This window comes from Mesorhizobium sp. M7A.F.Ca.ET.027.02.1.1 (assembly GCF_004022985.1).
Lineage (GTDB): Bacteria > Pseudomonadota > Alphaproteobacteria > Rhizobiales > Rhizobiaceae > Mesorhizobium.
In genome coordinates this window covers 1-25522 of record NZ_RZOL01000003.1, presented here as the reverse complement: position 1 = coordinate 25522, position 25522 = coordinate 1, and the positions used below count along the sequence as shown (strand labels likewise).

Below are 25522 nucleotides of genomic sequence, written 5' to 3'. Positions count from 1 at the left end.
CTCCAAGTCTAGCTGTAAAGGTCTACAGGCTGCATTCATGACGGCTTTGCCCTTCGATTGCGTGGACACATCCCGCACGGAGACGACAATGATGCAGCTGATAACACCCGACTGCTACGCCGAGTTTGCGAGCGAACTCAAGGAAATGCACGGACTTAGGTATCGGGTTTTCAAGAAGCGGCTCGATTGGGAAGTGCAGACCGAAGGCGAAATGGAAACGGACCCGTTTGACAGCCTGAACCCCGTCTACCTGCTTCTCAAGGGGTCCGATTGGCGAACTTGCGGCTGCGTCCGCCTTTTGCCGACCACCGGACCGACAATGTTGCGCGATACGTTTCCGACGCTGCTGGATGAGATGGTGGTCCCTGCGAGTGCCGATATCTGGGAGAGTAGTCGTTTCGCGCTCGATCTCCCTGCGACAGCGCCGAAGGCAGCTGGCGGCCTGGCCCAAGCAACCTACGAGCTCTTCGCGGGGATCATCGAATTCGGCTTGGCCAACAATCTCTCCGGGATCGTAACGGTGACAGATACGCGCATCGAAAGGATCCTTCGTCTCGCCACCTGGCCGTTGTCACGTATCGGACAGCCCAAGCAGGTCGGCAACACCGAGGCAGTCGCCGGCTTCCTCGATATTTCCTACGCCAGTCTCTTGCGCATCCGCTGGAGGGGACGCCTCAACGGGCCGGTGTTGTGGCAACCAGTTCTCATCCAATCGGCATAGCGCCTGCGGATGCTCAGCCGTGACTTGAGTTAAGTCTGCTCACGGCCGCCACCGCCGCCGTGAGGGTGAGCGGACCCGCCCCCACGAGCTTTCGACTGTTCCGGTCGATTGGCTCGCGCGGCCGGACTTTGGATTTCCGTAGGCGCAACCCGCAGTCCAGCGTGAGCACGCCAAAATGGCGCCCCTCCGCTTCGTCCAAAGAAGCCAACGTGGCTTCTGAGGTCGTCTTAGAATATTGGACCGGCCGCCGTGAGCGATCGCAACCTCAAACCTTTGCCGGTATGCCGGTTTGGCCGGACCGTCGGCCAGTCGGAGCAGTCCCCTGATAAGGACCCGAGCTGACGCGCGGTCCAACAGCGCCCGAGCCTATGCTTTGTGCATTACCGTTCGGTTGGCCATGTCGTCCAAGACCGCATGAAGAAGGCTTCCAACCTCCTGCGCAGCGAGCTCTGGCGCAATTCCTACATCGGACAATTGAATGAGCATTTTCTTGGCAGCACAGCGCCAGAACGCACTCGCCGCCTCGCCGTTCTTGGTCTCGAGGGCCTGGGCGATACTTTCGACCAATATACGTCGCCGATGCAGCGGAAATACGCAAATGTTTGATTCATGCATCAATCACCTCACAGATTCAGTTCCACAAAGAAAAACACCGGCGTCTTCAAAAGAGCCCCGCTAGCGCGGTGACGGTTCGCGGCGACATGACGAGTTCCACTTCCCCATCGACAAGCTATTGGGAGATGAGCCGCCGGACCGCATATCCGGGACCGCACATAAGGTGAACCACCATTGCTCATCCGGCTGCATTTTCCTGGGCCGTTCGACGAGGCGTTCCAGCCGAATTGACGTCCAATGACTTGATCTCTGAAAGGGCAGGGCGGTACGAATCACCCGATTGTTCCGCTGCTTACATTCCTGCGAGCTTGTGTATGAACGATTAAAGCGTGCCCGAGCCGTTCTTGGTGGCCGCCGCAGAAGGGAATCATGTCATCCGCTGCCTATCGTAGGCGGCGCGACTTCTAGCATGACTGCACTGCCCCGACAGGGCTTTGCAATCGCGCGTTTCGAAGCCTATGCTTTGGCATCGGCCGGCATTTACTTCGGTGCAGCCGACAGTAAGACGTACGCGCTCTTGCCCCGTTGGAAGAGAGCCTTGCCCGATCCCTCTTTCGCGACCAGGTGCTGAAGCCCTCACCCCGCAGGACTTCGCGCTTTTGCGACCATCGCTGCATCACGTCGAACCGGGCATCAAGGACCAGTTGGAGGTCGCGCATCAGCCGATCAAGAACGTATATTTTCCCGAGAGGGGCATCGCGTCGGTGGTCGCCACCATGACCGGCGGGCGGCAAGGTGAAGTCGGCATTGTCGGCTATGACGGGATGAAAGGAATTGCCGTCATTCTCGGAAAGGAAAGCACTACCTGGCGCCTGCCGGTTGAAAACCTTCGCCCTGCGATTAGCCCGTCGCTTCGCACCTCAGTGCTGGATTATGCCCACGCGTTCCTCGTCCAATCATGCCGGACGGCACTGGTCAATGGCCACTCCAAGATCGAAGAACGGCTGGCCCGCTGGCAGCTGATGGTCCACGACCGTGCGGAAGGAGATAAGATCCTCCCGACGCATGAATTTCTGGCGACCATGCTCGCGCCCACCGCCCGGGGTCACCACGGCCCTGCAAATGCTTGAGTATCGAGGACTGGTGCACGCCAAGCGCGGCGAGATCACGATCATCGACCGTGCCGGATTGATAAAGCTCACACATGGCGCTTATGACAAGGAGGAGCAGCGTTATTTCGGCCTGGCCGCTGCCTGAAGCATGTCGGTTGAAACGGGTTCAGCCGACGTCTCCTTGCCCCTCACCAGGTCGCCCAAAAGCATCAGCGGTTTTGAACGAATCGCAGCTATTGTCCGCAATCGGACATAGGCTTGAAGGCGGTCGAATTCGTGCCATAAGTCGGGTTGGTCAGGGTTCAGGGAGGAATTCGTCATGACCAATTCGTTTCACACCGTCACCGTCGAAAAAGCCGCAGAAGCCTATGTCCTTTCCAGGGGAAGGGTCCGCTTTCTCTCCATGGCGCAGGCGATCCGCGCCATCCGAACACTAATGCCGGCATGCAAGGCCACCGACCGCGAGTTGGAGGAACTGTTGGCGGCCGCTTCCTTCGTTCATGGCGTGCCCGTCGCCTTCGACACAAAAACAGCCGATGGTGTAGAACCACGGCTGCATTCCTAAGAGGGCATGCCGCGCCATGCAGACTGTCAGAGGGCATTCGTCAGATGGTAGTCCGCTAACTTAACTGCAGAGTCTAAAGGACGTGTTCCAGCATTGCGAACTCACCGATCGCTTTGTTGCCAAAGCTGCCAGCAAGCGATCGCCTCATCCAGCCGTTTGCACCATCTCATCACAGACATCATCGCGATGCTACCTGTCCAGCATATGTCCAGCATTTCGCAAGGCGGCCAGAAGGAGCCTCGCATAGCCTGTGACATCGATCTGGGCCTGCATCGAAAGGGGCATGCTGGTCCAGTTCTCCAACGGTGCAATGAAAGGTGAGAAGGTGCCATTGACTAGGCAACAACAGCTAACAAGGCCCTCTCGGTCCAATGCCACCACACCGATCTTGTCGCCTGGATATCCAATGGCTGCGACTCGCTGGACCTCCAGGTCACCGTCCACCCGCACGTCAAAAAGAAGGCTACCACGGCTCCTCGTGGCTATCTCAGCCGCCTTCTCATCAAAGCTTGAAGAGAGCAAGCGGACGCTTTCCACCGCCATCTGGAAAATCACCAAATCCAGTTCATTCACGGCCATATGGGCATTTCCGCGCAACGGGTGGTGATTGCAATGACACATACTGCTTGTTCACAGATGTCGGTCACGAACGATCATTCGTCGGGTTCCGGTTCCGACCAACGGTGTCGCCACCTGATCGTGCTGCGGTTCGAACCTTCCGAACGCGAGCCGAGCGCGCTATGAGGTTGGAGTCTAGGTCTCGGACCCTGCCTCGCGGCCTTCTCATCTTTGGCAGACCCGTTGCAACGCCGCCGCGATGGCGCAAACGCCAGATGACGCTGATCCATCGCTTGATCGTGAACTGAGCTTCTGAACACCATTGGGACAGCAGGGTGGAAGGGCTTGACCAACGCTGCCCCCGTTTTCCAAGAGGACCCGTCCTCGATTGAATCTTTCGAGCCCCGTGCGGCGCGCAGCCAAATGATGACGATCTGGACTCAGCTCGCAGACCGCAAGGCAAAGAGGGAACCTTCCAGGCAGCCAAGCTGCTCGACGCAAAGAGCGGCCTTTGGAGTTCCCAAGAATCGACCCTTCCATAGTTGCGACAGGCAACCACTGCACGAGTGTGGGAGAGCGAATCGCAAGCATTGCGTGAGGTCCTGCGCGTTTTCCCCTCTTTGCTATTTGGCACATCGTTTGCGCCGAAGTGGGCGCAGCGTTCGACCGGAGCACTGCATGGGAGAGGGAGGAGCCCCACCCCGATCCGGTCAAGGAGAGAGACGGTGTTGGTTCCAAGAGTTCCCCGCGCGATCGCAGCGCCCCGCAAGCGCCATTTTGCCCGGACCTACGTGCAGGTACTTGCCGCCATAATCCTGGGTGCCGCAATCGGCTATTTCCATTTGGAGACCGGCCACAGCCTGAAGCCGCTCGGCGATGCCTTCGTCGATGTCGTCAAGATAATCACCGTACCTGTCATCTTCCTGACAATGGCGACCGGCATTGCCGGCATGAGCGATCTGCAGAAGGTCGGCCGAGTTGCCGCCAAGGCGATGGTCTATTTTCTCACCTTTTCGACGCTCGCTTTTGTTGTCGGGCTGATTGTCGCGAATATCGTTCAGCCTGGCGCCGGCCTCAACATCGATCCGGCCTCGCTCGATGTCCAAGCCGTTAAGGGCTATGTGGCCACGGCTCACGAGCAGTCCGTGACCAGCTTCCTGATGAACATCATCCCGTCAACGATTGCCAATGCCTTCGCGGAAGGCGACATCCTGCAAGTCTTGTTCCTCTCGGTCCTGTTCGGCGCGGTCTGCCGCTACAACGGCCGCTCGCTCTTCTCTCTCGTCCGATACATCAAGGACGAGCTGCTGCTCGCAATGTCCTCCTCAGAGGCCGCGCTGGCCTCGCTCATGGAGAAGATGGAAAGGGCCGGCGCCACGCATTCGGTCGTGGGTCTCATTCCATTCAATCTGGACGGCACGAATATGATGCTCGCCGCCCTTTTCATCGCCCAAGCGACGAAAACTGATCTCCCGATCGGCTGCCGGATCCTCATGCTGTTTGTCGCATTGTTCCCTTCGAACGGAACAACCCGCATTACCGGTGCAGGCCTCGTCACAATGGCTGCAACGCTCTTTCTTGTTCCGGCCGCACCGGTCACCTCCGTGGGGCTTATTCTTGGCGTCGATCAGCTTATGTCCGAATGCCACGCGCTGACGGTTTTTCTCCGCAGCGTAGCGGCAACGCTGGCTGTCACCCGGTCCGGGGCGAGCGGGATAAACGACGATTCGGGGAGCGCCTCACTAGCGGACCGTTCAGCGCTCCGGCGGTGGACGGTCAAGTCGCCCGGCGTGGTGAACACAATTCCCCGTGCGAACGACGCTCAGCTATTGGGGTGGACCCGATGGCGCAAAGCCGTATTTGAGAAACCGCCAGATCGCACCGGCACCTGTGCGCCTGTAGCAACTGCGGGGCACGATCAAAACTGACCCATTTTACACCAAAAAGGCGGCCGTTGCTGCCACGCCGTCCATGGATTGGAGACTCATGTCTAAGCCGACTGCCATCACTGTCGCAGCTCTTCTTTTACTCCTCGCCTTGCTGGCGAGCCAATATAGCGCGAACCTGCACCGGCAGGCGTGGTCGACCGACAGGCAAAAGTGGAGCGGCGCATTCGACAACGATCTCCTTCGCCAATCGCCGGCAACCCGCAAGGCGATGCCGTTCTGGTCATATTCAATGACTACCACAACTGTCCGCATTGCAGACTGGCTGATATCAACTACCAAAAAGCCTTCAAGCATGAACCCAATCTGAAGCTTGTGATCAAACAGTTCCCGGTCCTGGGACCGGATTCCCAATTCCCAGCCTTCGCCGCACTCGCCTCGAGAAAACAGGGAAAGTTCGACGAATTCCACCGCGCCCTTATGATTTCCCCCAGTTGAAGGGTCACTCTCAAGATCGCAGCGCGTGTAGGCCTTGACGTTGAGCAGCTCAAGCGGGAATGCAAGATCCGGCCATCGCAGATGAAATGCGCGGTCCGCGCACTCGCGAAAGGTCTGCACTTAGACGGTACGCCCGCGTTGGTGGTCGGCGATATAGTGGTCGCCGACCTTGTGGACATGGCCAGCTTGCAACGCTTGCATCGCCGATGCGCGCTCAAAGCGTGCTGGCTCTCGTGCGGGGCAGCATCTGTAGACCGGCCACGCTGTTGTTGCCGGAGCGTGCCGTTTGTGGCAGCTGGCTTTGCTGTCGCTCCTCGTAATCTTGTTGCGGTCATCCAGCTGCCGTGGGCGCCAACAACAATCCTGAGCGCCCGCGCCTGAAGTCGCTGGCCGGGTGCTCGTGAACCGAGCCCGCTTTTCTTCGGCAAGCTCAGGCGGTCTTGGCCCTGCGGCATCGCCCCCTGGCGCGGGGCAGCCTTCGGCTGCTGACGGTCGCCGGCCTGTCGGCCGGCGTCTTTCTATTGTGGCCTTCCCCCTGGCGCAGGGTGGGCAGCACTCCCTTCTAGGCCCGCCGCGGCGTCCCGCAACCCTTCGCTTGTCGCTTTCGGGTCCTCCACTCCGTTCCGGTCCTGCTGATGCAGTCCGCCTCCGACGGCGGGCCTTTCCGGTCGCTTTTGCCGCCCACCCCGCTTCCGGGGAGGGCGCGCGATTGTAGAGCGGAGGACATCACGATGCGTGCAAACAACAAACGTTGCGGCAGCCGACAGGCTGGCGCAGACAGTGGCGGGCGCACCGGCGCCAGCCTTTATCAGGAAATCACCGACCGCATCATTGCCGAACTGGAGCGCGGCACCGTGCCATGGGTCAAGCCGTGGGGCAGGGCAAGGACAGGCCTCGGCCTGCCGCGGAATGCGGCCACCCAGCGCCGATATTCCGGCATCAATATCCTGATCCTGTGGGGCGCGGTCATCGAGCGCGGTTTCCCCAGCCAGAACTGGCTCACCTTCCGGCAGGCGCTTTCGCTTGGCGGCAATGTCAGGAAGGGCGAGCACGGCACCACCATCGTTCACGCTGACCGCTTTGTTCCCAAGAACGAAAAGCAACGCGCCGACACCGATGGCGACGAACCGCAGGCGGTGCCCTTCCTGAAGCGCTTCACCGTCTTCGATGTCGCGCAGTGCGATAATCTGCCCGAACATCTTTACGCCGCCGGCGAGCCTCTGCCTGAGCGCGAGATGGTCCCGCAGGCCGAGGCGCTCATTCATGCAACCGGCGCTGATTTTCGCATCGGCGGCGAGCGCGCCTTCTACATGCCCGGCAGCGACACCATACAGGTGCCGCCGCAGCCGGCTTTCTTCCACCAGATCGACTATTACCGGACCTGCTTTCACGAGCTTGGACACTGGACCGGCCACCCGAGGCGACTCGCGCGCGACCTGTCCGGCTCCTTCGGGTCCAACACCTATGCGCGCGAGGAACTGGTCGCCGAAATCGCATCAGCCTTCATCTGCAGCAGTCTCGGCATCGAGCCGAGCGTGCGCCATGCCGACTACATCGGCTCATGGCTGACGGTTTTGCGCGAGGACAACCGCGCCATCTTCCGCGCCGCAAGCCATGCCTCGAAAGCCGCCGATTTCCTGCTTGGCCGCAATGTCGATGTCGAAGGCGAGGCACATGCCGAAACCGCCTATGGGAGCGCGCAATCCTCACACGCGACCGCCTTGCGCCTCTGATGACGCAAAGCCGCGCGCAACCAACTCGACAGTTCTTTTGAGGTTGCCCTAACGCCGATGGCCGGCGTTGGCGTCGATCGTTCATCGGACCGAGGTTCGCAAAAAAAGAGGGCGGCATTGATGCCGCCCTCTCGTTGCGAAAGCTGCCAGAGCTGGATTAGAAATCCATGCCGCCCATGCCGCCCATGCCGCCGCCGCCCATGCCGCCAGGCATGCCGCCGCCAGCCGACTCCTTCTTCGGAGCCTCCGCGATCATGGCTTCGGTGGTGACCAGCAGGCCGGCGACCGAGGCCGCGTCCTGAAGAGCCGTACGGACAACCTTGACCGGATCGACGATACCCATGGCGATCATGTCGCCATACTCGCCGGTCTGGGCGTTGTAGCCGAAGGTCGCGCCCTTGTTCTCAAGGATCTTGCCGGCAACGATCGATGCTTCCGCACCGGCGTTGGCCGCGATCTGGCGGGCCGGAGCCTGAAGCGCACGACGCACGATGTTGATGCCGGCGGCCTGGTCGGCATTGACGCCGGTGGCCTTGATGTTGGCCGAAGCGCGCAGCAGCGCGACGCCACCACCAGCAACGATGCCTTCTTCGACGGCCGCGCGGGTCGCGTTGAGGGCGTCATCGACGCGGTCCTTCTTTTCCTTGACTTCGACTTCCGTCGCACCGCCGACGCGGATCACCGCAACGCCGCCGGCGAGCTTCGCCAGACGTTCCTGCAGCTTCTCCTTGTCGTAGTCCGAAGTGGTCTCTTCGATCTGCTGCTTGATCTGGGCAACGCGGCCCTGGATCTCGGCCTTCTTGCCGGCGCCGTCGACGATGGTGGTGTTCTCCTTGGAGATCGACACCTTCTTGGCGCGGCCGAGCATGTTGAGGCCGACGTTCTCGAGCTTGATGCCGAGGTCTTCCGAGATGACCTGGCCACCGGTGAGGATGGCGATGTCTTCCAGCATGGCCTTGCGGCGATCACCGAAGCCCGGCGCCTTGACGGCGGCGATCTTCAGGCCGCCACGCAGCTTGTTGACGACCAGCGTGGCCAGAGCCTCGCCTTCGACGTCTTCCGAGATGATGAGCAGCGGCTTCGAGGTCTGCACGACGGCTTCGAGAACCGGCAGCATGGCCTGGAGGTTGGACAGCTTCTTCTCGTGCAGGAGGATGTAGACGTCCTCGAGCTCGGCAACCATCTTGTCGGCGTTGGTGACGAAGTAGGGCGAGAGGTAGCCGCGGTCGAACTGCATGCCTTCGACGACTTCGAGTTCGGTCTCGGCGGTCTTGGCTTCCTCAACCGTGATGACGCCTTCGTTGCCGACCTTCTGCATCGCTTCGGCGATCATCTTGCCGACCGAAGCATCGCCGTTGCCGGCGATGGTGCCGACCTGGGCAACCTCTTCGGAGGTCTTGATCTTCTTGGCGTTCTTGATCAGGGTCGCAACGACGTCGGTTACCGCGAGGTCGATGCCGCGCTTCAGGTCCATCGGGTTCATGCCGGCGGCAACGGCCTTGTGGCCTTCCTGGACGATCGACTGCGCCAGAACGGTCGCGGTCGTGGTGCCGTCGCCAGCGATGTCGTTGGTCTTCGAAGCAACTTCGCGGACCATCTGCGCGCCCATGTTTTCGAACTTGTCCTCAAGCTCGATTTCCTTGGCGACGGTGACGCCGTCCTTGGTGATGCGCGGGGCGCCGAACGACTTGTCGATGACCACGTTGCGGCCCTTGGGGCCGAGCGTGACCTTCACCGCGTCAGCGAGGATGTTGACACCGCGCAGCATGCGCTCGCGGGCATCGCGGGAGAATTTTACGTCTTTGGCAGCCATTTTTAGCTCCTGGCAGGGGCTTCAATCGAGCCCGGGAATTCAGTTGACGAAAGGGCCTGATATGAGCCGATGATGCCCATGATGTCGGATTCCTTCATGATCAGAAGGTCTTCGCCATTGAGCTTGACTTCCGTGCCCGACCACTTGCTGAACAGGATGCGGTCGCCGGCCTTGACGTCCAGCGGGACCAGCTTGCCAGCTTCGTCACGAGCGCCGAAGCCGACAGCGATGATCTCGCCTTCCTGCGGCTTTTCCTTTGCCGTGTCGGGGATGATGATCCCGCCAGCGGTCTTGGATTCGGATTCGACCCGGCGAACGACCACGCGGTCATGCAGCGGGCGGAACTTCGACTTTGCCATTTTCGGATTTTTCCCTGGTGCGCTGTTGAGGGGTTTTTGTTAGCACTCGCGATGGACGAGTGCTAACGCGATAGTGAGGTAGGCTGTAAGCGGGCACTCGTCAAGACGGACGAGGGCAGGCGAGGAGCTCTGGCCCCCTCCCCGGTGGAACCCAACGCATACGCGGCATCCGCGTTGATGGCTGCGAGCCCCACATTTCCATTGAATTCGGCGTCATGACGCCAACTTGCTCGCGCCGCTTCCAAGTCGTCAGTCGTGCTGCCGTCAGCACGAACATAGGGCTGCGCTTCACTTCCCGTCGAAGCCGCGGCAAGCAGCGTCGCCGTCAGCACGCTCCTTTGCAGATGCTTGCCAAAGGTGGACAGTGAGCGCACCTGCGCCGGGCTGTTGGTGCGAACGTAAGACGTCATTGACAACTCCTTTTTGCAAGTCGAGCCCCTTCTCCACCTTCGGCCGCCGTCGACGCGAAGAAGTCCGCATCGCGTTGAAGACGAGCTGCGAAAAAGAGAAAGATGTGTTTGATGGCTGCGGCCCCAACGGTGCCTTCAGATTTGAGATCACTTCCGCCGCGAGCGGCTGAAGCTCCTCGCAACGTCAAATCGAATCTGCTGCCAAGCCTCCAGGAAAGGAGAGCATTGCTCATCTCGCGCTTGTGCATGCAGTCAACCTTCGATCCGTGTTGCCACATCAAGAGCAAATGCCGTGCCAAAGCTCACTGGGAAGTGAACGCATGGCTCTCCCTGAAAACCTCACAAATCCAGCATGGTCAATTGTGCGGAACCCGACATGCGTCTTCTGCCACTGTCAGCTTTCGGACAGGCATGACGCGTTTCGCGCCGACCACCGGTCGATCGGTTTTGGGGCCGGTCTGTTCGCCTCATAAGAGCGCGTTACATTGCGTAGCGGTTTCCCGAGCGCCGCCACATGACACTGGACCTGCAGGTAGCACCGGCTTCTCATCCAGCCTTACTTTGGCCCCCTCGCGTATCAAATTCCCGCTGGCGAGCCCTGCTTTCATAGATCGCACCATGCCGGATGTCTGCTCTGGCGCCCGACCCGCTGGCACGATCTCGATCCGGCATAAGGGCGCAGCATCTTTGCAGGCCGTTTCATCCCGGCGTCCTGCTTGGCTGACAGACCGCACTTGGCGAGCGGTCTCCATGCTCTCTCCAAGGACCATCCCTGCGGCTGGCTTGTCGACCTATGGGCGGGTCCGGCCGCCCGAAACCCTCGCGCCATCAGCTTTTTTCCCCGCCGCCTGCGGCGGCTTCCTCGCGCCGCTTCGCTCACAAAAAAGCTGCCCGCTCGGGTCCTTCACTGTCGCTGCGGCCCTGTCGGATTCAGGCGGTCCTGACGCGCCCATTACGGTGCGCCATCGCAGGGGATGGTCCCCGGCGAAACCACAAAAGGAGACTTCGAAATGACCGCGATCGGTTACGTCAACAAGCAGGAAAACGGCGCCTACAAGGGCCAGTTCAAGACGCTCAGCGTCCGCGCCGACATCGATATCGTCCCCAACCAGGCCAAGAGCGCCGATAACCATCCCGACTTCCGGGTGCTTACGCAAGGGGTCGAAGTCGGCGCTGGCTGGATCCGCACCGGCGAGACTTCCGGCAAGGATTATGTGAGCCTGTCGATTGCAGCGCCGGAGTTCGGACCGCGCAAGCTCTACGCCAATCTCGGCCGAGCCGCCGGCCAGGACGATCACGACACCTACGCCATCATCTGGAACCCGGCCGACTGACCGGCCGAGATAAGAGCCTCGCGCCGCAGCCCCGGCGCGGGGCTCATTCCCAGGAGTTCCACCCAAACCCCGTCCGCCCTAAAGGGCGGCGAAAACTCTCCCCCGACTCTTCGCCCGTCCCCGAGACGATCTCCCTCGCCCATCCTCGCCCTCGCTTGTCCGAAGCGAAACGAGGATCATCATGGACGACGAAAACGAACGCGCGGCCCGCGCGAAAAAGGGCAGCCCGTTTCTCAGCACAGCCCAAGCCGCCTTCTATATCGGGCTCTCCCAGCGCACGCTCGAAAAGATGCGGCTCAAGGGCGGCGGCCCGAAATTCCGCAAGCACGGCCGCTATGTCCGCTATCACATCGACGAACTCGACCATTGGTCGAAAGGACACCCGCAGCACTCCATCGCCGGCGATGGCAAGGCCGGTTCCGGCCAGGGCGGCACGGGAGGCCGTTCATGAGGCGGCGCCCTTCCATCCATCTGATCGGCAGCCGCCTGAGGCGTGTTCGAGCCCGTAAGACGGTCGCCTTGGCCGCGGCCGGTCTCGGTCTTTTGGGCTTCACGGCGCTGGGAAAGCCCGCCCCTTGGCTGGTCTGGAACGCCTCGGCCAGCGCGCCGATCGGCCTTTACCGCATCGCTGCGGGAGCGCTGGCGCGTGGCGATCTCGTGCTCGTGCGCCCGCCTGAATACGCGGCGTATCTCGCCGCCGAGCGCAGCTATCTGCCTCGCAATGTGCCGCTGGCAAAACGTCTTGCAGCGCTGCCGGACGATAATGTCTGCGCCTTCAATGACGCCATCATCATCGGCGGCGACATCGTCGCGCGCCGGCTCAAAATCGACGCCGAAGGCCGACCTTTGCCATGGTGGAACGGCTGCCGAGCGCTCGGGGATAACGAGGTTTTCCTGCTCGGCAGCGACAAAAACCGCTCCTTCGACAGCCGCTATTTCGGGCCTGTTCCCACTCAAAATGTCATCGGGAGGCTCGTACCACTATGGACCGAGTGACCCTCCTCTTGTTGGGCATGATCGCCATTGCGCCATGCGCCTGTTCCGCCTCGACCGGCGCTGAGCCGGTCGCCATCTCCCAAAGTCCGCAGCTGCGAAAGTGGCAGACGTTGGTATCGGAAGCAAGCCGGCGCTTCCATATTCCCCAAGCCTGGATCTATGCCGTCATGGCTGCCGAAAGCGGCGGCAAGACAATGCGCGGCGGCCGCCCCATCACCTCCCCCGCTGGCGCCATGGGCCTCATGCAGGTGATGCCCGGCACCTATGAAGAGATGCGGGTCGAACACGGCCTTGGGCCTAACCCCCACGATCCGCGCGACAATATCCTGGCCGGCACGGCCTATCTCAGTGCCATGTATGACCGCTTCGGATTTCCTGGCCTGTTTGGCGCCTACAATGCCGGTCCCGAGCGCTACGACGAGCATTTGAAGCGTGGCAAACCGCTGCCAGAAGAGACCGTCGAGTACCTCGACCAACTCAAGGCGGCCGGAGTTTCGGCGGCCGACATCGAGGCGTTCGAAAGCCAATCTGTCGCTCCAAAGGCGCAAATCGCTCCTCTCGGACGGTCGCTGTTCTTCATTCATGACGGTGTTCACTCAGGCGTGCGAAACGGCGATCTCGTCGTGCCGCTCGGCAAGGACGGCGCGCAGCCGAAGGAGCCGGTGCGTTAGCCATGGCGGACGGGGGCGCGTCTGGCGGGGCTGGGCGCGGAAGGCAAGATAAAGGTACCGCCTCCAGGAGGCGGTTAAATCTTTGTCTGCACATCGTTTTTCCGGGAGGCTGCCGCCGGTGCCAAGAGGGTTTGACGTGTAAGTGTCTGATTTTGCTTGATATGTCTGGGAGGCTCGCATTAAGGATGACGAGTTCAGGCCGAAGCTCGGCAAAATCGGGTCGCGCGGCTCGAAGGCCGGCAAACGCTATGCCGGCCAGGTTCGTGCGGCGATCAACCGGGCTGGCGGCCGGCCGCAACGCGGTGGTCGCTTCACAGGAAGCCGGACAGGGCGCGGCGGGGCGGCCGCCGCACTGCTGAAATCGCGCGACCGGTATGCCGCCTTCCGCCAGCGCCGGGTGATCGTCAAGGCGCGGGTCGTCAAGCTCGCCGGCAAGGGCGCGGACGGGGCGCGTGCCCATCTACGCTATCTTCAGCGCGACGGGGTCACCCGCGAAGGTGAACCTGGCGAGCTCTACGGCGCCGACAGCGGCCGCGTCGACGGCAAGGCGTTCATCGATCGCGCGGACGGCGACCGCCATCAGTTCCGCTTCATCGTCGCTGCCGAAGACGGCATCGAGTACGACGACCTCAAGGCGCTGACGCGGCGGCTCATGGCGCAGATGCAGGAAGACCTCGGCACGAAGCTCGACTGGGTCGCGGTCGATCATTTCAACACCGGCCACCCGCACAGCCACATCATCGTCCGTGGCAGGGACGACCGTGGCGAGAACCTGGTCATCGCGCGCGAATATATCTCATCTGGCATCCGCGAGCGGGCGGCCGAGCTGGTCAGCCTCGATCTCGGTCCGCGAACCGACCGCGAGATTGAGCTTCGCCTGCGCCGGGAAATGGAGCAGGAACGCTTCACCAGCATCGACCGTCGGCTGCTCAGCATGCGTGATGATGACGGCCTGGTCTCGCCGGGCGGTCCCGACGCCATTCGCCAGACGCTGCACCAGGGACGGCTGCGCAAGCTCGAGCGGATGGGTCTGGCCGCGGAGGTCGGCGCTGGCTCCTGGCGCCTCGACGATGAGCTCGAAGCCACGCTGCGCCGCACCGGCGAACGCGGCGACATCATCAAGACCATGCACCGCGAACTGACCGGCAAGGGGCTTGCCCGCAGGGCCGCCGACTGGGTGATCCACGATCGATCCGGCGAGCCCGTCCAGTCTCTCGTCGGTCGCGTTGTCGCGCGTGGACTGGCCGACGAGATCAATGACCGCCATTACATGATCGTCGACGCCGTCGACGGTAAGAGCCATTGGATCAACATCGGTAGAGGCGAGGCGATGGAAACGATGCCTAATGGCTGCATCGTGCGTGTCGCGCCAAGGAACACCGAGCCGAGGCAGGTCGATCGTACCATCGCCGAAATCGCCGCCGCGCATGGCGGCCGTTACGACGTCGATATGCACCTGAAGCATGACCCATCCGCCACCGAGAGCTTTGCGCGAACGCATGTGCGGCGGCTGGAGGCGATCCGCCGCGCGACCGGCGGCGTCGAGCGAGAGCCGAACGGCACCTGGCTCATCGCGCCGGACCATCTCGATCGCGTCGCGAATTATGAGGGCCAGCGGGCCAGGGCCGAGCCTGTCGTTGCCGACAAGCTCTCCTCAATGGCGCTGGAGCGACAGGTCAGCTTCAACGGCGCCACCTGGCTCGACCGGGAGCTGGTTGCCGATAGACCCGAGCCTTTGCACGGATCCGGCTTCGGCCGCGACGTGAGAGAGGCGCAAGCTCGCCGGCGGCAGTGGCTGATCGCGCAAGGCCTCGCGCATAAAGAACAGGATGGGATCGTCTATCGAGCCAACATGCTTTCGATCCTGCGCCAGCGAGAACTGAACCGTGTTGCTGGCCAACTGTCGGAGGAACTTGGCCTGCCCTATGCCGAAGCGCGATCCGGAGGACGAGTAGAGGGTACGCTCCGCCGCTCCGTCGAGCTTGCCAGCGGAAAATATGCCGTCGTTGAAAAGTCGCGCGAGTTCACGCTGGTGCCATGGCGGCCGGTGCTTGAGCGCCATGTGGGCAAGGAGGTCTCCGGTGTCGTAAGTGGGGAGGGGATTTCATGGACCGTCGGCCGGCAAAGGAGCGGACCTGGTGTTTCGTGAGATGGTGTACAGCTTTTTAGCCAGCGGCGCGGGCAGCCATGCGAGCCCGCGTAGACCTTATGGCCGCACGCCCGCAATCGGTCGCATGGACCTGCCAGGCGGGGCGGCTTTGGAGCGTTCGGACCCGACACGCTGCGTGAGTGGCCAGACTTCGAGCGCTCGAAGATGCGGACTGTTGTCTGCTGGCCGGCGTTATTCCGGCTGGCCTATGACCGCGGCGCAACAGTTCACCGCTGAAGTTGCCACGGGCGAACATCGACAAGAGAAAAAACACCATTGCGCGATACAAATCGCCGTTGAAAGCGTTTAGGTTGCATGCGCTTCGCCAAGTAAACGGATACCCCAGAAGAGAGCCATGACCACGGCCCGCCATATCGTGACGCTGCTTAAAAGCCACATTGCCGGCGACGAGGATCGTTTCCTCTCTATCGCGATGCAGCTTGCTGCGCATGAGGCACGTCAAGGCCATGGTAAGCTTGCTCAGGAGCTCAAGGATCTGGTCGACGCAGCCAAGAGCAGGGACGCCCGGATTGTCAAGAGCAGTCGGCCGGTTCCCCTTTTTCAGCCAAAGGGCGAGCTCGCAGGGCTCCTGCATGTGCGCTATCCGGACCTGCGACTGACCGACATGATTTTGCCGGACAGTCTGCGCTCGCGCCTGCACCGCGTGCTGGGAGAGCAGCGCCAACAAGCAAGCTTGCGCGAGCACGGGCTTGTTCCCCGTCGCAAACTGCTTCTGGTCGGCCCGCCAGGATCAGGCAAGACGATGACCGCATCGGCATTGGCCGGGGAGCTTCATCTGCCCCTTTTCACGATCGTCCTCGATGGTTTGATCACCAAGTTCATGGGAGAGACTGCCGGAAAGCTGCGGCTTGTTTTTGATGCAATGCAGGCGACGCGGGGCGTCTACTTCTTTGACGAATTCGATGCCATCGGCGCGCGTCGAGGCGAACGCCAGGATGTTGGCGAGATTCGGCGCGTGCTGAATTCGTTTCTGCAGTTTCTCGAGCAAGACGACAGCCACAGCCTGATTATTGCGGCAACAAATCATCCCGAGCTGCTCGACAGAGCTTTGTTCCGCCGTTTCGACGATGTCATCGAATACGCCGTGCCCGATCGGCCGATTATAGAGGCGCTGCTTCGGGCTCGACTCGACCGCTTCGACACCAGAGGGCTTGCCTGGAACGAGGCGATCTCTCAGGCAGAGAGACTGTCGCAGGCCGAGATCACGCGCGCGGCCGACGACGCTGCAAAAACCATCATATTGCGGGGGGGGAAGCGGATCACCTCGGAAGCGCTCATCGACGCTCTGAAGGAACGCCGGCAGGCGTCGCTGTTTGAGTAGCGACAGCACAGATCATAATGGCAGACGATTTTCCGCGCGACCGCGCCCATATCCACCTTCGCAACAACGGCATTCGGGAAGCCTATCGGCGGCCCAACCAACTTATACATGCACCGCCGCTGCCGGCGCGTGATCGGGCGTCGCATGCTGCGGCCTTGACGCAATCCATCGAACAAGCGGTCGAAAGTGCACGCCAGCAGATTGCGGCGCGTGACCCCCAGCTGTCGGTCGGCACGCCTGGCTTTTACCTCGCGATCGATCTGCCCATGTCCGGACGGGCGGCCCTCGACCAGTTGGCCGATCGTCGCCAGCACATGGAGCTGGTCGCCGTCCATGAGCCAACTCAACCCGGTGCTCCCATCACAGCGTCGGTGTTCCTGCCGCAAAGCGCGCAAGCCTATTATTTGCGGAAAGTCGAGGCGTATCGAGACGTTGATACTGACCGCGGCAGACCGCGCAACGAGCCGCTCGTCTCCCGCATGGAGACAGTCAGGCTGGCGACTGCACGATCGTTGTTTACCGACCACGACGACCTCTTCCCCCAGGCCGCTGACGAGCAGGTGTGGTGGGAAGTCTGGCTGCGCGACGGTCGCCGCGAGAACTTCGAGCACATTGCCGAAGCCCTGAACATCACTTTGCGCACGCATGCGGTTAGGTTTCCGGAGCGGGTGGTCATGCTGGCCCTCGCCAGCACGGCAATGCTCGACCGCATGATTGCGCACAGCGATGTCGTCGCCGAGCTGCGGCGCGCGAAGGATACGCCGTCCTTCTTCCTGGGCCTTGGCGGCGCGGAGCAAAGGGACTGGAGCGACGAGCTTCTCGGGCGCGTCAGACCGCCTCAATCCGATATTGCGGTCTGCATTCTCGACAGCGGCGTGCGTCGCACCCACCCGTTGATCGAACCCGCACTTGCCGTTTAAGACTGGCACACCGTCAAACCGGCATGGGGCAGCGACGACACACCTGCGTGGAGCGGCCACGGGACGCGAATGGCAGGTGTCGGCCTGTACGGTGATCTGGTCCCGCTCCTGGTCGGAGGCGATCCAGTTCCATTGCCCTTTCGGCTGGAGAGTGTTCGTATCCTTCCGCCAGAAGACGAGGCAAACGATCCAGAACTCTATGGCGCGATCACCGCGGAAGCGATCGCCCGCGCCGAGGTGCAGGCGCCGGAGCGCCGCCGCGCGATCGCAATGGCTGTGACAAGCGCCAGTCCGGCGCGTGGAAGGCCCACATCGTGGTCTGCCGCTATCGACCAACTCTGTTTCGAAGAGGAACAGCGACGCTTGATCGTTCTCTCTGCCGGCAACATCGGCGATGACCTCATGCCGGCCGAGCATTTGACGCGCAACGATCTGGAAGCAGTCGATGATCCTTCTCAGGCCTGGAATGCGCTGACGGTCGGCGCTTTCACAGAAAAGGTCGATATCATTGACACCGACTTTTCGGGCTACGCTCCGATCGCGCCGGTCGGCGAGCTCTCGCCGCGCAGTCGCACTTCGGTCGTTTGGGACAGGCAGTGGCCGGTGAAGCCCGAGGTCGTCTTCGAAGGCGGCAATCTCGCCCATGACGGTGTGTTGCCCGGCGAGCCGATCGACGATCTGCAGATATTGACCACTTTCTGTCGACCCGAACTGCGCCACTTCACCACCCTCGGAGATACGAGCGCGGCAACGGCCCATGCCGCACGGATGGCGGGACTAATTCTATCAGCGCGCCCCGAGCTGTGGCCTGAATCGGTTCGCGCCCTGATCGTCCACTCGGCCGAATGGACTCCGGCGATGCGCGCACGCATCGATGCGTGCAACGGAGCGAAGGGCGAGATCCAGGCGCTCGTGCGGCGCTATGGTTACGGCGTGCCAGATCTTGGGCGCGCGCTTCTGTCAACGGTGAACGACCTCACGCTTATCGTTGAAGATGAGCTTCAGCCTTTCCAGCGCGAGGGCGGCGCGGCTGCCAAAACGCGTGACATGAAGCTGCATCGCCTGCCTTGGCCGAAGGAGCAGCTCGCGGCGCTCGGCGCTGCCCAGGTCGAGCTCCGCGTCACGCTGTCCTATTTCATCGAACCCAACCCCGGTGAACGCGGATGGACCCGCCGGCATCGTTACGCGTCCCATGGTCTTCGGTTCAGAGTAAAGTCAGCGACCGAGACAGTCGACGAATTCCGAGCCCGCATCAATCAGGCCGCTCGGGACGAGGAGGAAGGGGCGCCTGCTGGAGGCGGAGAAGAGTGGCTGCTCGGCACCTTCCGCGATCGCGGCTCGTTGCACGCCGATTTCTGGTCGGGCAGCGCCGCCGATCTCGCCGAGCGTGACGCGATCGGCGTGTTCCCGGTCGGGGGCTGGTGGAAGGAGAAGCCTTACCTGGAACGCGTCGACGCTCTGGCTCGGTACGCCCTGATTGTGACGATTCGGGCGCCTGGGGTCGATGTTGACATCTTCACACCCGTCGAAGCAGCCCTGACTGTCGAGACGTCGGTCGAGACCTGATGCAGCACTGTCCAAACCGGCCAACAACGGAGGTTTGACCAGCCTCTGGTGCCATGGCGGCTGGTGCTGGATCATCACGTCGGCACGGGATCATGCGCGGAGGACGATAGGCCGGCAAAGGAGCGGGCCAAGCGTGTCATAATGGCGCCCATGGTCACGCCCACAAGCCGCGCCCCCTGCGTCTACGGAGAGGTGCGCGTCTGCTTAGGCGGCCGAGACATCGCTTACCTGATCAACGCGCTCCGTATTTGCGCCTGTAAGCGGCAATGAAATCGTCGTCGCTACAGATGCAGCGGCCGCTGGAGTCCTTGGCCTTCGGATCGTGCAAGTGAGAGCCAAGGGGGCGCAGAAGATTCACCCGAGTGCTCGTCGTCGGGCTCATGGGAAACCCCGCACTATGCTTGACCAAATCCGCGGCAAGCATAATCCCGGCAAGCACCGACTGAAAGGCCATCGGAACCACAGTTCGAACGCGGCGACTTCCTTCGCTAAGCTGGAACACCAGACCGCCGCAGATAGCCTGCTGATAAAAGGAGCGCAGGGGCTGGCCGACAAACGGGGCTAGCGGTTCAAACGGCACAGCCATCGCTGTAGCCACGCGAACTACAAAGTCGTTGGGAACTCCGGCATTTGTCTGCAGGAGCGTTTTCACCTGCTCGTGTGCTTCCGGTATTCCGAGTTCCTCGGCAATCAGCTGGTGCTCGTCCTTGGATTTTCCGGATGGCAGGTACATGCAACAAAGGCAAGCCTGGCCGTCATCGAAACCATGCCGGGAGATACCGAGATCGTGCTCCTGCATCCAAGCGTTTGCGATCCATCGCGGCAGTGCACCTTGGACAGCCAGACGGTCGGCGGCGGTGTCAAGCGCCACACCCACTTGGTCTAAGACCCAATTGCCCCGGCGCGCAACATATTCTGCCCACGTCAGAGGGTGCGCCTCGACCTCAAGGCCAGTCGATCTAAGGGCGGTGGCTGCAAGAACCGCCTTGGACATACCAATCTCCGCCTGGCCGGCCAATGCGTAGCGCTGCAGGTTTGAGAGTTCGATCGCTTCGTGATCGATTACATGCAGACGACCCTTGAGATCGGGTTGTCTCGCTAGCGCCCAAAGCGAGCCATGGCCTATCGCACCGAGCCCAACGAGGTGGGTTTCGCCAAGGTCGACTGGGAAGTCGATCGGGCCAGCCTCCCCGGCTTTGGTCTTGTCGTAGCTGCATAGCGAGAGGTCGATGGTTTCGTCCAACTCGGCGCCGGTCAACTGGGCGGCGAAGATAGTTCGAAAGACGTTGGCGGCGCCGAAGCAACTGGCGGCGCCAGCTCCAAAAGGCAGCAGACTTGGGCCAGAGCCCACCGGGTCCGTACGCGACAGCTTTGCCGCCCAACCGTCCGATCCCACGAAAAAGATCGGGCACCGGAGTGATGGGCGCGTTACCCCTGCAACGACGCAGACGGTGGCAGACTTGCCGGAACGCCGGATGCCGACTTTTGGATTGATCGACTTTGCCAAGCGCTCCAGCGCTTGGGCTTGAGAGCTCGCCGCGCTGTCCAGCGGGAGTATCGCCAGAACCGGGTAGAGCCTAGCGAGCAATCTCACCGCAAGATCTAGTGTCGCCTGGCCTTCGGCGCAGGAAGCGGCCTGATGGTCGAAGGCGACTGCCACGACCTGCTTTTCAAGAGCTGCTTTGAAGTCTCCCAGATGAAAATCGGCCAGGACCTGAGATGCCGCCGTGGCGGCACGATCGATGAAGTTAGCGAATGCCATTGTTCAACTCGATATCATGATCATTCGCGACAGTGCCGCGGGAGGGAGCGCATTCCATTTGGCCTTTTCGTCAAGCCGATAGGCGGCGACCCGAGCAAAATCGAAAGGCTCGCGGGCGAAATTCGGCACTACCAGCGACAGACACCCAACCGTGGTAGCAACCGCATAAGCGTCGTCCGTCGTCGAATGGTAGGCGCGGCCCGGATGGCTGTGAATCTGGGCCAAGAGTTTCAGGCCGCTTTTGTAGAGCCAGACATTGAGCCGGTGCAGTTCTTCGGCCGCAACGATCACGCAAACGCCATCGTTTGTCCGAATGTGACGCTGCGCCGGGATAACCGTCTCTGTTACGGCAAAGTGCCGGTCTTGCTGAACGCCGACCCAGAGCGCCATCCCCTCATTGCCTTCGCGACCAACTGAGCGCAGATGCCCATGCGTGGTCGAGATGCAGCCGCGCGGGAGAGTCACGATCGTTACATCTCTCAAACCAGTCATTCTTGTATCGCCTGAGGGGATACCACCATTCCTACGATTGCCGGTGGGAGTTGAATCTGCAACTGCTCTATAGGAATGATTCCGTACTTGATGATCTTGTCCAGGATGAAGGCCAAACAGCCTTCGCCAGAACCCCGATGAAGTAGCCATGGATCACCTGAATGGGCTGGATTGTCGTGGTATTCCCGGACGCCCGCCATGCACAGGAATGGTTCGTCCTCGGGACTGTTGGCCTGGATGAAGTCCGTCAGCGGCACGGCGTTCTGCTGGATGAGAGCTCCTATCATCTCCGGCGGCGTTCCGGGCAGCGGCGGACGTCTAAGCATTTTCAGGTATAGATCTTTCCGGGCAATCGGATGACGCGTAAACGGATCGACGAAGACCACGGACGGTGGTCTTAAGTCGTAGTCGGTGAAGTCGACCTCGCTCGCTGCGCTGATCACCCGTGGTTTTAACTTGAGGCTTGCGAAAATGAAGAAAGCGCGCGGAAAGGTCGCCTCGATCAAGAAGCAGCCCTGAGCCCGATAGACATCAGCATATGGCCGGAACCGGCCGATCTCCCGATCAAACTTCGCTCGGGAGACCTCCGGATCCACACTTTGGGGTTTAGGCACCTGCGACGCCCGCCTTCAGGCTGAGGAACAGGGTCACAGTATTCGGGAAACCGAAATCGCCAAGCTTCTTGTCGACGTCGAGCAAGTTGCCGGCCTCATCCTTCAATTCCCAATTCTCGGCTGGTTGGGCGACATTCTGCGTGTTCTCAAGGGCTTTGGTACGAATGACGTGAAGCGGCTGGTTGGGATTGGCTTCGACCTGCGTGGGCTGGCCGTTCACCACCATCGTGATCTCGATCTTGCCCGGCCCGCCGCCGTGATTATCGCCCTTACCCGAATCCTTCGACATTGTCCTACTCCTGTGGCTTGCCAACCGTCCCACGCCCTGGCGCCCACCTGCGAGTGAGACCGGCGGTCTTCAATCGTTCACCCGGCGCCACGGCCGCGAGTACGCGAAAGACAGGGGATAAGCTACCGAATCGGTGCTTGCCTTCTTTTATGGGTGACTTGAGCCGCAAGTAAATGGTCTCAAATTGCTCCTCACAACTATAATCGATTATAGCAATGCGAAAATATTGGCGACACGCCTATTCATCTGCTCTCTCACTCGCCTGCTCCGTGCTTGGCAAGGGGAGCTTTGACTGCGTCACGCGTCCCCCAATCCTGCAACGCATTCACCCGAGCCTGCGCGACACCAGCGCCCGCACCGGCCGTGATCCGCAGAACGAAACGCTGATCGTGGCGTTCTATCGCGAACTGGCGCTGCTGTTCTGGCTAGACGATTGCAACGACGTTGGCCTGATCGCGCCGGAGCAGCTCGCCGCCGTGGAGCAGGCGCTGGGGCACGGCGTACCGTGCGTTCTCTCCGGATTCGAGGGCTGCGCTCAGCTGCGCGCTTCGCTGGTGCTGGATCGGCGAACGGCGCCGGCCACGGTGGCCGCTGGCTGGGAGTACATCCATTTCGAACACTGCGCACTGCCCGAGTTGGACCTGACGCAGATCGACCTGCGCGCCTCGCTGCTGGGCAAGGCTATGCGCGCGCCGCTGCTGATCAGCTCTATGGCCGGCGGCATGCCACGGGCCGAGGCCATCAACCGGCATTTGAGCGAGGCAGCGCAAGCCTTGCGGATCGCCATGTGCGGTTCGCAGCGTGTGAGCCTGCAATCCCGTAACTCCCAGGGGCTAACGCGCGCGCTGCGCCGCCTGGCGCCAGACATTCCCTTGCTGGCCAATATCGGCGCCGCGCAACTGCGGGAGGCCGACGGCCTGGACCTGGCGCGTCGCGCGGTGGACGCGCTGGAGGCCGATGGGCTCATCGTCCATCTCAATCCGCTGCAGGAAGCGGTACAGCCGGGAGGGCGACCGCGACTGGCGCGGCGTCCTGGCGCTGATCGCTGGCGCCGCGCGCATCGTGGGCGTGCCGATCGTGGCCAAGGAAGTGGGGGCGGCCTGTCCGCCTCGGTGGCCTGTGCGCTCGTCGAGGCGGGCGTGGCGGTAATCGATGTCGCCGGCGCCGGCGGCACCAGTTGGGCCGCAGTGGAGGGCGAGCGCGCCCGCAATGCCGCCGACCGTGCAGTGGCGATGTCATTCGCCAATTGGGGGATTCCCACCCTGACCAGCGTGCAGGCGGTGCGTCGGGCGCTGCCAACGGTGAAGCTGATCGCGTCGGGCGGGATCCGCGATGGCGTCGACGTGGCCAAGGCCATCCGCCTGGGCGCGGACATCGCCGGGCAGGCGGCCAGCGTGCTGGGCGCGGCGACAGTGTCCACCGAGGCCGTTGTCGCGCATTTCGAGATCGTCATCCGCCAGTTGTTGGGTCACCATCAAACCAATTTGACGCCCCGGGACAATATCGTCCGGCATTGTCCGGTGTGCGACGATGTTGGGGATGCGACATAGGCGGATTGCCGTGTATTAAACCGCTTTTCCTTTGGCACGCATATTGCGCCCTATCGGTAAACCTCGTCATGGGCCGGCGGCAATCGCTCGGAGATTGTCGAAATAGCACAATCTGCCGGGGTGACATCCGGCCCGACTAGAGCAGGACCTTTCAGATGATGCAGAAAAGCAAGCGGCCATACTCGCGGGGAAATAGTCGCGTCAGGGCTGCATGGACGCTCTTTCCTGGTTGTTTCGGCGACGGACGCCAACTCTTCAATCGGCACCCGAACCAGTGCCTGGATGTCCAAGGAGCGCCCCTGTTGCGCGTGCCTGGCTGCACCCGCGTGCTGGCTCTCCTCCAAGGCGACGCTCGGCGCTGCTGCAGACCGGCGACGAGAACCCAACTTCAAAATTAGCATTCCGAAAACCGAAAGAAGTGAACAGGTATGTCCAGGATCGGCGCTTTGACGCGCGCGGCATGGCGATCGGCAACTCAGACGCTGGCCAAGGGTTCGAAAAGTTTACACCCGACGCTAGCGCCGGCCGATTTCAAGCGCGCACTTACGATCAACGATCGATATGGCGGGCTCACTGTCAATGTCCCCAAAATGCCTTTCTGGCTGACCGGGGGTGAAGCCTTCGTCTACCGCCGGACTAGCCACGGCGAGCAGCAGTTCATGCAGGTCGATGCTGCCACGGGTTTCAAGCGGCCCGCTTTCGATCAGGCGCGTCTGGCGGCAGCGCTAAACAAGGTGAGCCATGAGAGCTATCAAGCCGGCAATCTTCCGTTCGACCGTTTCGAACTGAGTGAGGATGGTCGCAGGCTCGACTTCCAGATTGAAGACACCCGGTGGAGCTGCGACCTTGCAAGCTATGACTGTACCAGCACCACATTCGATGCAAGGAAAGGGGACCGTAGGGAGCTCAGCCACCGCTACACGCCGCCAGCGGAGAACAACCCCGACAAGAGCAACGCGTCGCCCGACGGCAAATGGATCGCCTATATCAAGAACTGCAACGTTTTCCTGCGCAGCGAGGACGGATTGCAGGATGTTCCTCTGAGCCGGGACGGAGCCGAAGGCAATTGCTACGTCTTTTCGACGCTGAGCTGGTCGCCGGACTCGCGCCACCTCGCCGCTTACCTTGTTCGCCCCGGCTATAGGCGAGAGGTCCGCTACCTCAATTCATCGACGGACCAGTTGGAGCGGGAATATTCAACAATATTCTATCCCAGGCCGGGCGATGTCCTTCCGCTGCCCCAACCAGTCCTGTTCGACATTGCCGGCCGGCGCCAGATCGTGATTGACGGTGCCCTCTTCTCGAACGTCTTCGAACTTTCCCCTCTCCGGTGGTGGGCGGACAGCCGCGGCTTCACTTTCGAATATAACCAGCGCGGGCATCAGCTCTATCGCTTGGTCGAGGTAGACGCCGCCTCGGGCCGCGGGCGCTCCCTGATCGATGAGACCAGCGAGACATTCGTGGATTATTTGCCGCTGGGGCATGGCCAGGAGGATGCCGGAAAAATCTTCCGTTACGATGTCGATGACGGGAAGGAGATCATCTGGGCATCAGAGCGCGACGGGTATGAGCATTTGTATCTTTTCAACGGCCGGACAGGCGCGCTCGAAAACCAGATCACCCGAGG

Annotated in this window: 22 protein-coding genes and 4 pseudogenes; 16 read left to right on the top strand and 10 right to left on the bottom strand. The window is 61.6% G+C overall.

Features of this window, described 5'->3' with window-relative positions:
- Nucleotides 1-88: 88 nt before the first annotated feature.
- The gene (locus EN749_RS00915) at nucleotides 89-721 is read left to right on the top strand and encodes an acyl-homoserine-lactone synthase (protein ID WP_126057769.1); all 633 of its coding nucleotides are present in this window, start codon (nucleotides 89-91) and stop codon (nucleotides 719-721) included.
- A 366-nt stretch (nucleotides 722-1087) separates the two neighbouring features.
- Here EN749_RS00915 and EN749_RS38530 read toward each other — a convergent pair whose 3' ends face one another.
- Complete coding sequence (locus EN749_RS38530; RefSeq protein WP_063169245.1) at nucleotides 1088-1336, bottom strand: DUF6074 family protein; 249 nt, start codon at nucleotides 1334-1336, stop codon at nucleotides 1088-1090.
- A gap of 599 nt (nucleotides 1337-1935) precedes the next feature.
- Between EN749_RS38530 and EN749_RS00905 the strand changes: the two genes are divergently transcribed.
- From EN749_RS00905 to EN749_RS00900, 3 genes are all read left to right on the top strand, one after another.
- Nucleotides 1936-2406 (top strand): hypothetical protein, encoded by a 471-nt coding sequence (locus EN749_RS00905; RefSeq protein WP_245454734.1) that lies wholly within the window; start codon nucleotides 1936-1938, stop codon nucleotides 2404-2406.
- On the top strand, nucleotides 2399-2533 hold the full coding sequence (locus EN749_RS39380; RefSeq protein ID WP_256754986.1) for a hypothetical protein: 135 nt from the start codon (nucleotides 2399-2401) through the stop codon (nucleotides 2531-2533). The genes EN749_RS00905 and EN749_RS39380 overlap by 8 nt, the downstream gene beginning before the upstream one ends.
- Before the next feature lie 174 nt (nucleotides 2534-2707).
- Nucleotides 2708-2953: a hypothetical protein gene (locus tag EN749_RS00900; protein ID WP_063169243.1), complete on the top strand. Its 246-nt coding sequence runs from the start codon at nucleotides 2708-2710 to the stop codon at nucleotides 2951-2953.
- A 189-nt stretch (nucleotides 2954-3142) separates the two neighbouring features.
- On the opposite strand, the gene EN749_RS00895 is transcribed toward EN749_RS00900, so the two are convergent.
- Entirely contained in the window at nucleotides 3143-3532 is a 390-nt protein-coding gene (locus EN749_RS00895) for a hypothetical protein (protein ID WP_024505560.1), read from the bottom strand.
- A gap of 707 nt (nucleotides 3533-4239) precedes the next feature.
- On the opposite strand from EN749_RS00895, the gene EN749_RS00890 reads away from it, so the two are divergent.
- A complete protein-coding gene (locus EN749_RS00890; RefSeq protein WP_306462679.1) occupies nucleotides 4240-5439 on the top strand; it encodes a cation:dicarboxylase symporter family transporter in 1200 nt (399 codons plus the stop codon).
- A 6-nt stretch (nucleotides 5440-5445) separates the two neighbouring features.
- Here EN749_RS00890 and EN749_RS38525 read toward each other — a convergent pair whose 3' ends face one another.
- Complete coding sequence (locus EN749_RS38525) at nucleotides 5446-6015, bottom strand: hypothetical protein (protein WP_245454735.1); 570 nt, start codon at nucleotides 6013-6015, stop codon at nucleotides 5446-5448.
- Between the two features lie 611 nt (nucleotides 6016-6626).
- Here EN749_RS38525 and EN749_RS00880 point away from each other — a divergent pair.
- Nucleotides 6627-7628: a zincin-like metallopeptidase domain-containing protein gene (locus EN749_RS00880; protein ID WP_126059319.1), complete on the top strand. Its 1002-nt coding sequence runs from the start codon at nucleotides 6627-6629 to the stop codon at nucleotides 7626-7628.
- A gap of 157 nt (nucleotides 7629-7785) precedes the next feature.
- Here the strand turns inward: EN749_RS00880 and groL are convergent, their stop codons facing one another.
- The 3 genes and pseudogenes from groL to EN749_RS00865 form a co-directional block, all read right to left on the bottom strand.
- The gene (groL, locus tag EN749_RS00875) at nucleotides 7786-9441 is read right to left on the bottom strand and encodes a chaperonin GroEL (RefSeq protein ID WP_126057772.1); all 1656 of its coding nucleotides are present in this window, start codon (nucleotides 9439-9441) and stop codon (nucleotides 7786-7788) included.
- A 65-nt stretch (nucleotides 9442-9506) separates the two neighbouring features.
- Nucleotides 9507-9800, bottom strand: a pseudogene (groES, locus tag EN749_RS00870) (co-chaperone GroES); the annotation flags it as partial.
- A gap of 62 nt (nucleotides 9801-9862) precedes the next feature.
- Nucleotides 9863-10210: a hypothetical protein gene (locus tag EN749_RS00865; protein WP_063169239.1), complete on the bottom strand. Its 348-nt coding sequence runs from the start codon at nucleotides 10208-10210 to the stop codon at nucleotides 9863-9865.
- A gap of 1010 nt (nucleotides 10211-11220) precedes the next feature.
- On the opposite strand from EN749_RS00865, the gene EN749_RS00860 reads away from it, so the two are divergent.
- The 7 genes and pseudogenes from EN749_RS00860 (at nucleotide 11221) to EN749_RS00830 (ending at nucleotide 19188) form a co-directional block, all read left to right on the top strand.
- Nucleotides 11221-11544 carry a DUF736 domain-containing protein gene (locus EN749_RS00860; RefSeq protein ID WP_024505644.1) on the top strand — a complete coding sequence of 108 codons (324 nt, stop codon included), beginning with the start codon at nucleotides 11221-11223 and terminating at the stop codon, nucleotides 11542-11544.
- A 181-nt stretch (nucleotides 11545-11725) separates the two neighbouring features.
- The gene (locus tag EN749_RS00855; protein ID WP_024505645.1) at nucleotides 11726-11995 is read left to right on the top strand and encodes a helix-turn-helix domain-containing protein; all 270 of its coding nucleotides are present in this window, start codon (nucleotides 11726-11728) and stop codon (nucleotides 11993-11995) included.
- Nucleotides 11992-12540: a S26 family signal peptidase gene (locus EN749_RS00850; RefSeq protein ID WP_024505646.1), complete on the top strand. Its 549-nt coding sequence runs from the start codon at nucleotides 11992-11994 to the stop codon at nucleotides 12538-12540. The genes EN749_RS00855 and EN749_RS00850 overlap by 4 nt, the downstream gene beginning before the upstream one ends.
- Nucleotides 12528-13211 (top strand): lytic transglycosylase domain-containing protein, encoded by a 684-nt coding sequence (locus EN749_RS00845; protein WP_128362398.1) that lies wholly within the window; start codon nucleotides 12528-12530, stop codon nucleotides 13209-13211. The genes EN749_RS00850 and EN749_RS00845 overlap by 13 nt, the downstream gene beginning before the upstream one ends.
- Nucleotides 13212-13389: 178 nt before the next feature.
- On the top strand, nucleotides 13390-15360 hold the full coding sequence (rlxS, locus tag EN749_RS00840) for a relaxase/mobilization nuclease RlxS (protein ID WP_024505648.1): 1971 nt from the start codon (nucleotides 13390-13392) through the stop codon (nucleotides 15358-15360).
- A gap of 355 nt (nucleotides 15361-15715) precedes the next feature.
- A complete protein-coding gene (locus EN749_RS00835) occupies nucleotides 15716-16702 on the top strand; it encodes an ATP-binding protein (RefSeq protein ID WP_126057775.1) in 987 nt (328 codons plus the stop codon).
- A 17-nt stretch (nucleotides 16703-16719) separates the two neighbouring features.
- Nucleotides 16720-19188 (top strand): annotated as a pseudogene (locus tag EN749_RS00830) (S8 family peptidase).
- 232 nt (nucleotides 19189-19420) lie between these two features.
- On the opposite strand, the gene EN749_RS00825 reads toward EN749_RS00830, so the two are convergent.
- The 4 genes from EN749_RS00825 to EN749_RS00810 form a co-directional block, all read right to left on the bottom strand.
- The gene (locus EN749_RS00825; RefSeq protein WP_126057776.1) at nucleotides 19421-20950 is read right to left on the bottom strand and encodes an E2 ligase fold family C protein; all 1530 of its coding nucleotides are present in this window, start codon (nucleotides 20948-20950) and stop codon (nucleotides 19421-19423) included.
- Between the two features lie 3 nt (nucleotides 20951-20953).
- On the bottom strand, nucleotides 20954-21340 hold the full coding sequence (locus EN749_RS00820; protein WP_245454736.1) for a Mov34/MPN/PAD-1 family protein: 387 nt from the start codon (nucleotides 21338-21340) through the stop codon (nucleotides 20954-20956).
- 98 nt (nucleotides 21341-21438) lie between these two features.
- Entirely contained in the window at nucleotides 21439-22056 is a 618-nt protein-coding gene (locus EN749_RS00815) for a putative metal-binding protein (RefSeq protein ID WP_126057778.1), read from the bottom strand.
- Entirely contained in the window at nucleotides 22049-22345 is a 297-nt protein-coding gene (locus EN749_RS00810; protein ID WP_126057779.1) for a DUF2604 domain-containing protein, read from the bottom strand. Before EN749_RS00810 ends, EN749_RS00815 begins: the two co-directional genes overlap by 8 nt.
- 311 nt (nucleotides 22346-22656) lie before the next feature.
- Here EN749_RS00810 and EN749_RS38170 point away from each other — a divergent pair.
- From EN749_RS38170 to EN749_RS00800, 3 genes and pseudogenes are all read left to right on the top strand, one after another.
- Nucleotides 22657-22896: pseudogene (locus tag EN749_RS38170) on the top strand (hypothetical protein); the annotation flags it as partial.
- Nucleotides 22885-23808, top strand: a pseudogene (gene fni / locus EN749_RS00805) (type 2 isopentenyl-diphosphate Delta-isomerase); the annotation flags it as partial. The pseudogenes EN749_RS38170 and fni, both read left to right, overlap by 12 nt.
- Before the next feature lie 515 nt (nucleotides 23809-24323).
- The coding region (locus EN749_RS00800; RefSeq protein ID WP_189367279.1) for a DPP IV N-terminal domain-containing protein at nucleotides 24324-25522 on the top strand (1199 nt) is incomplete at its 3' end.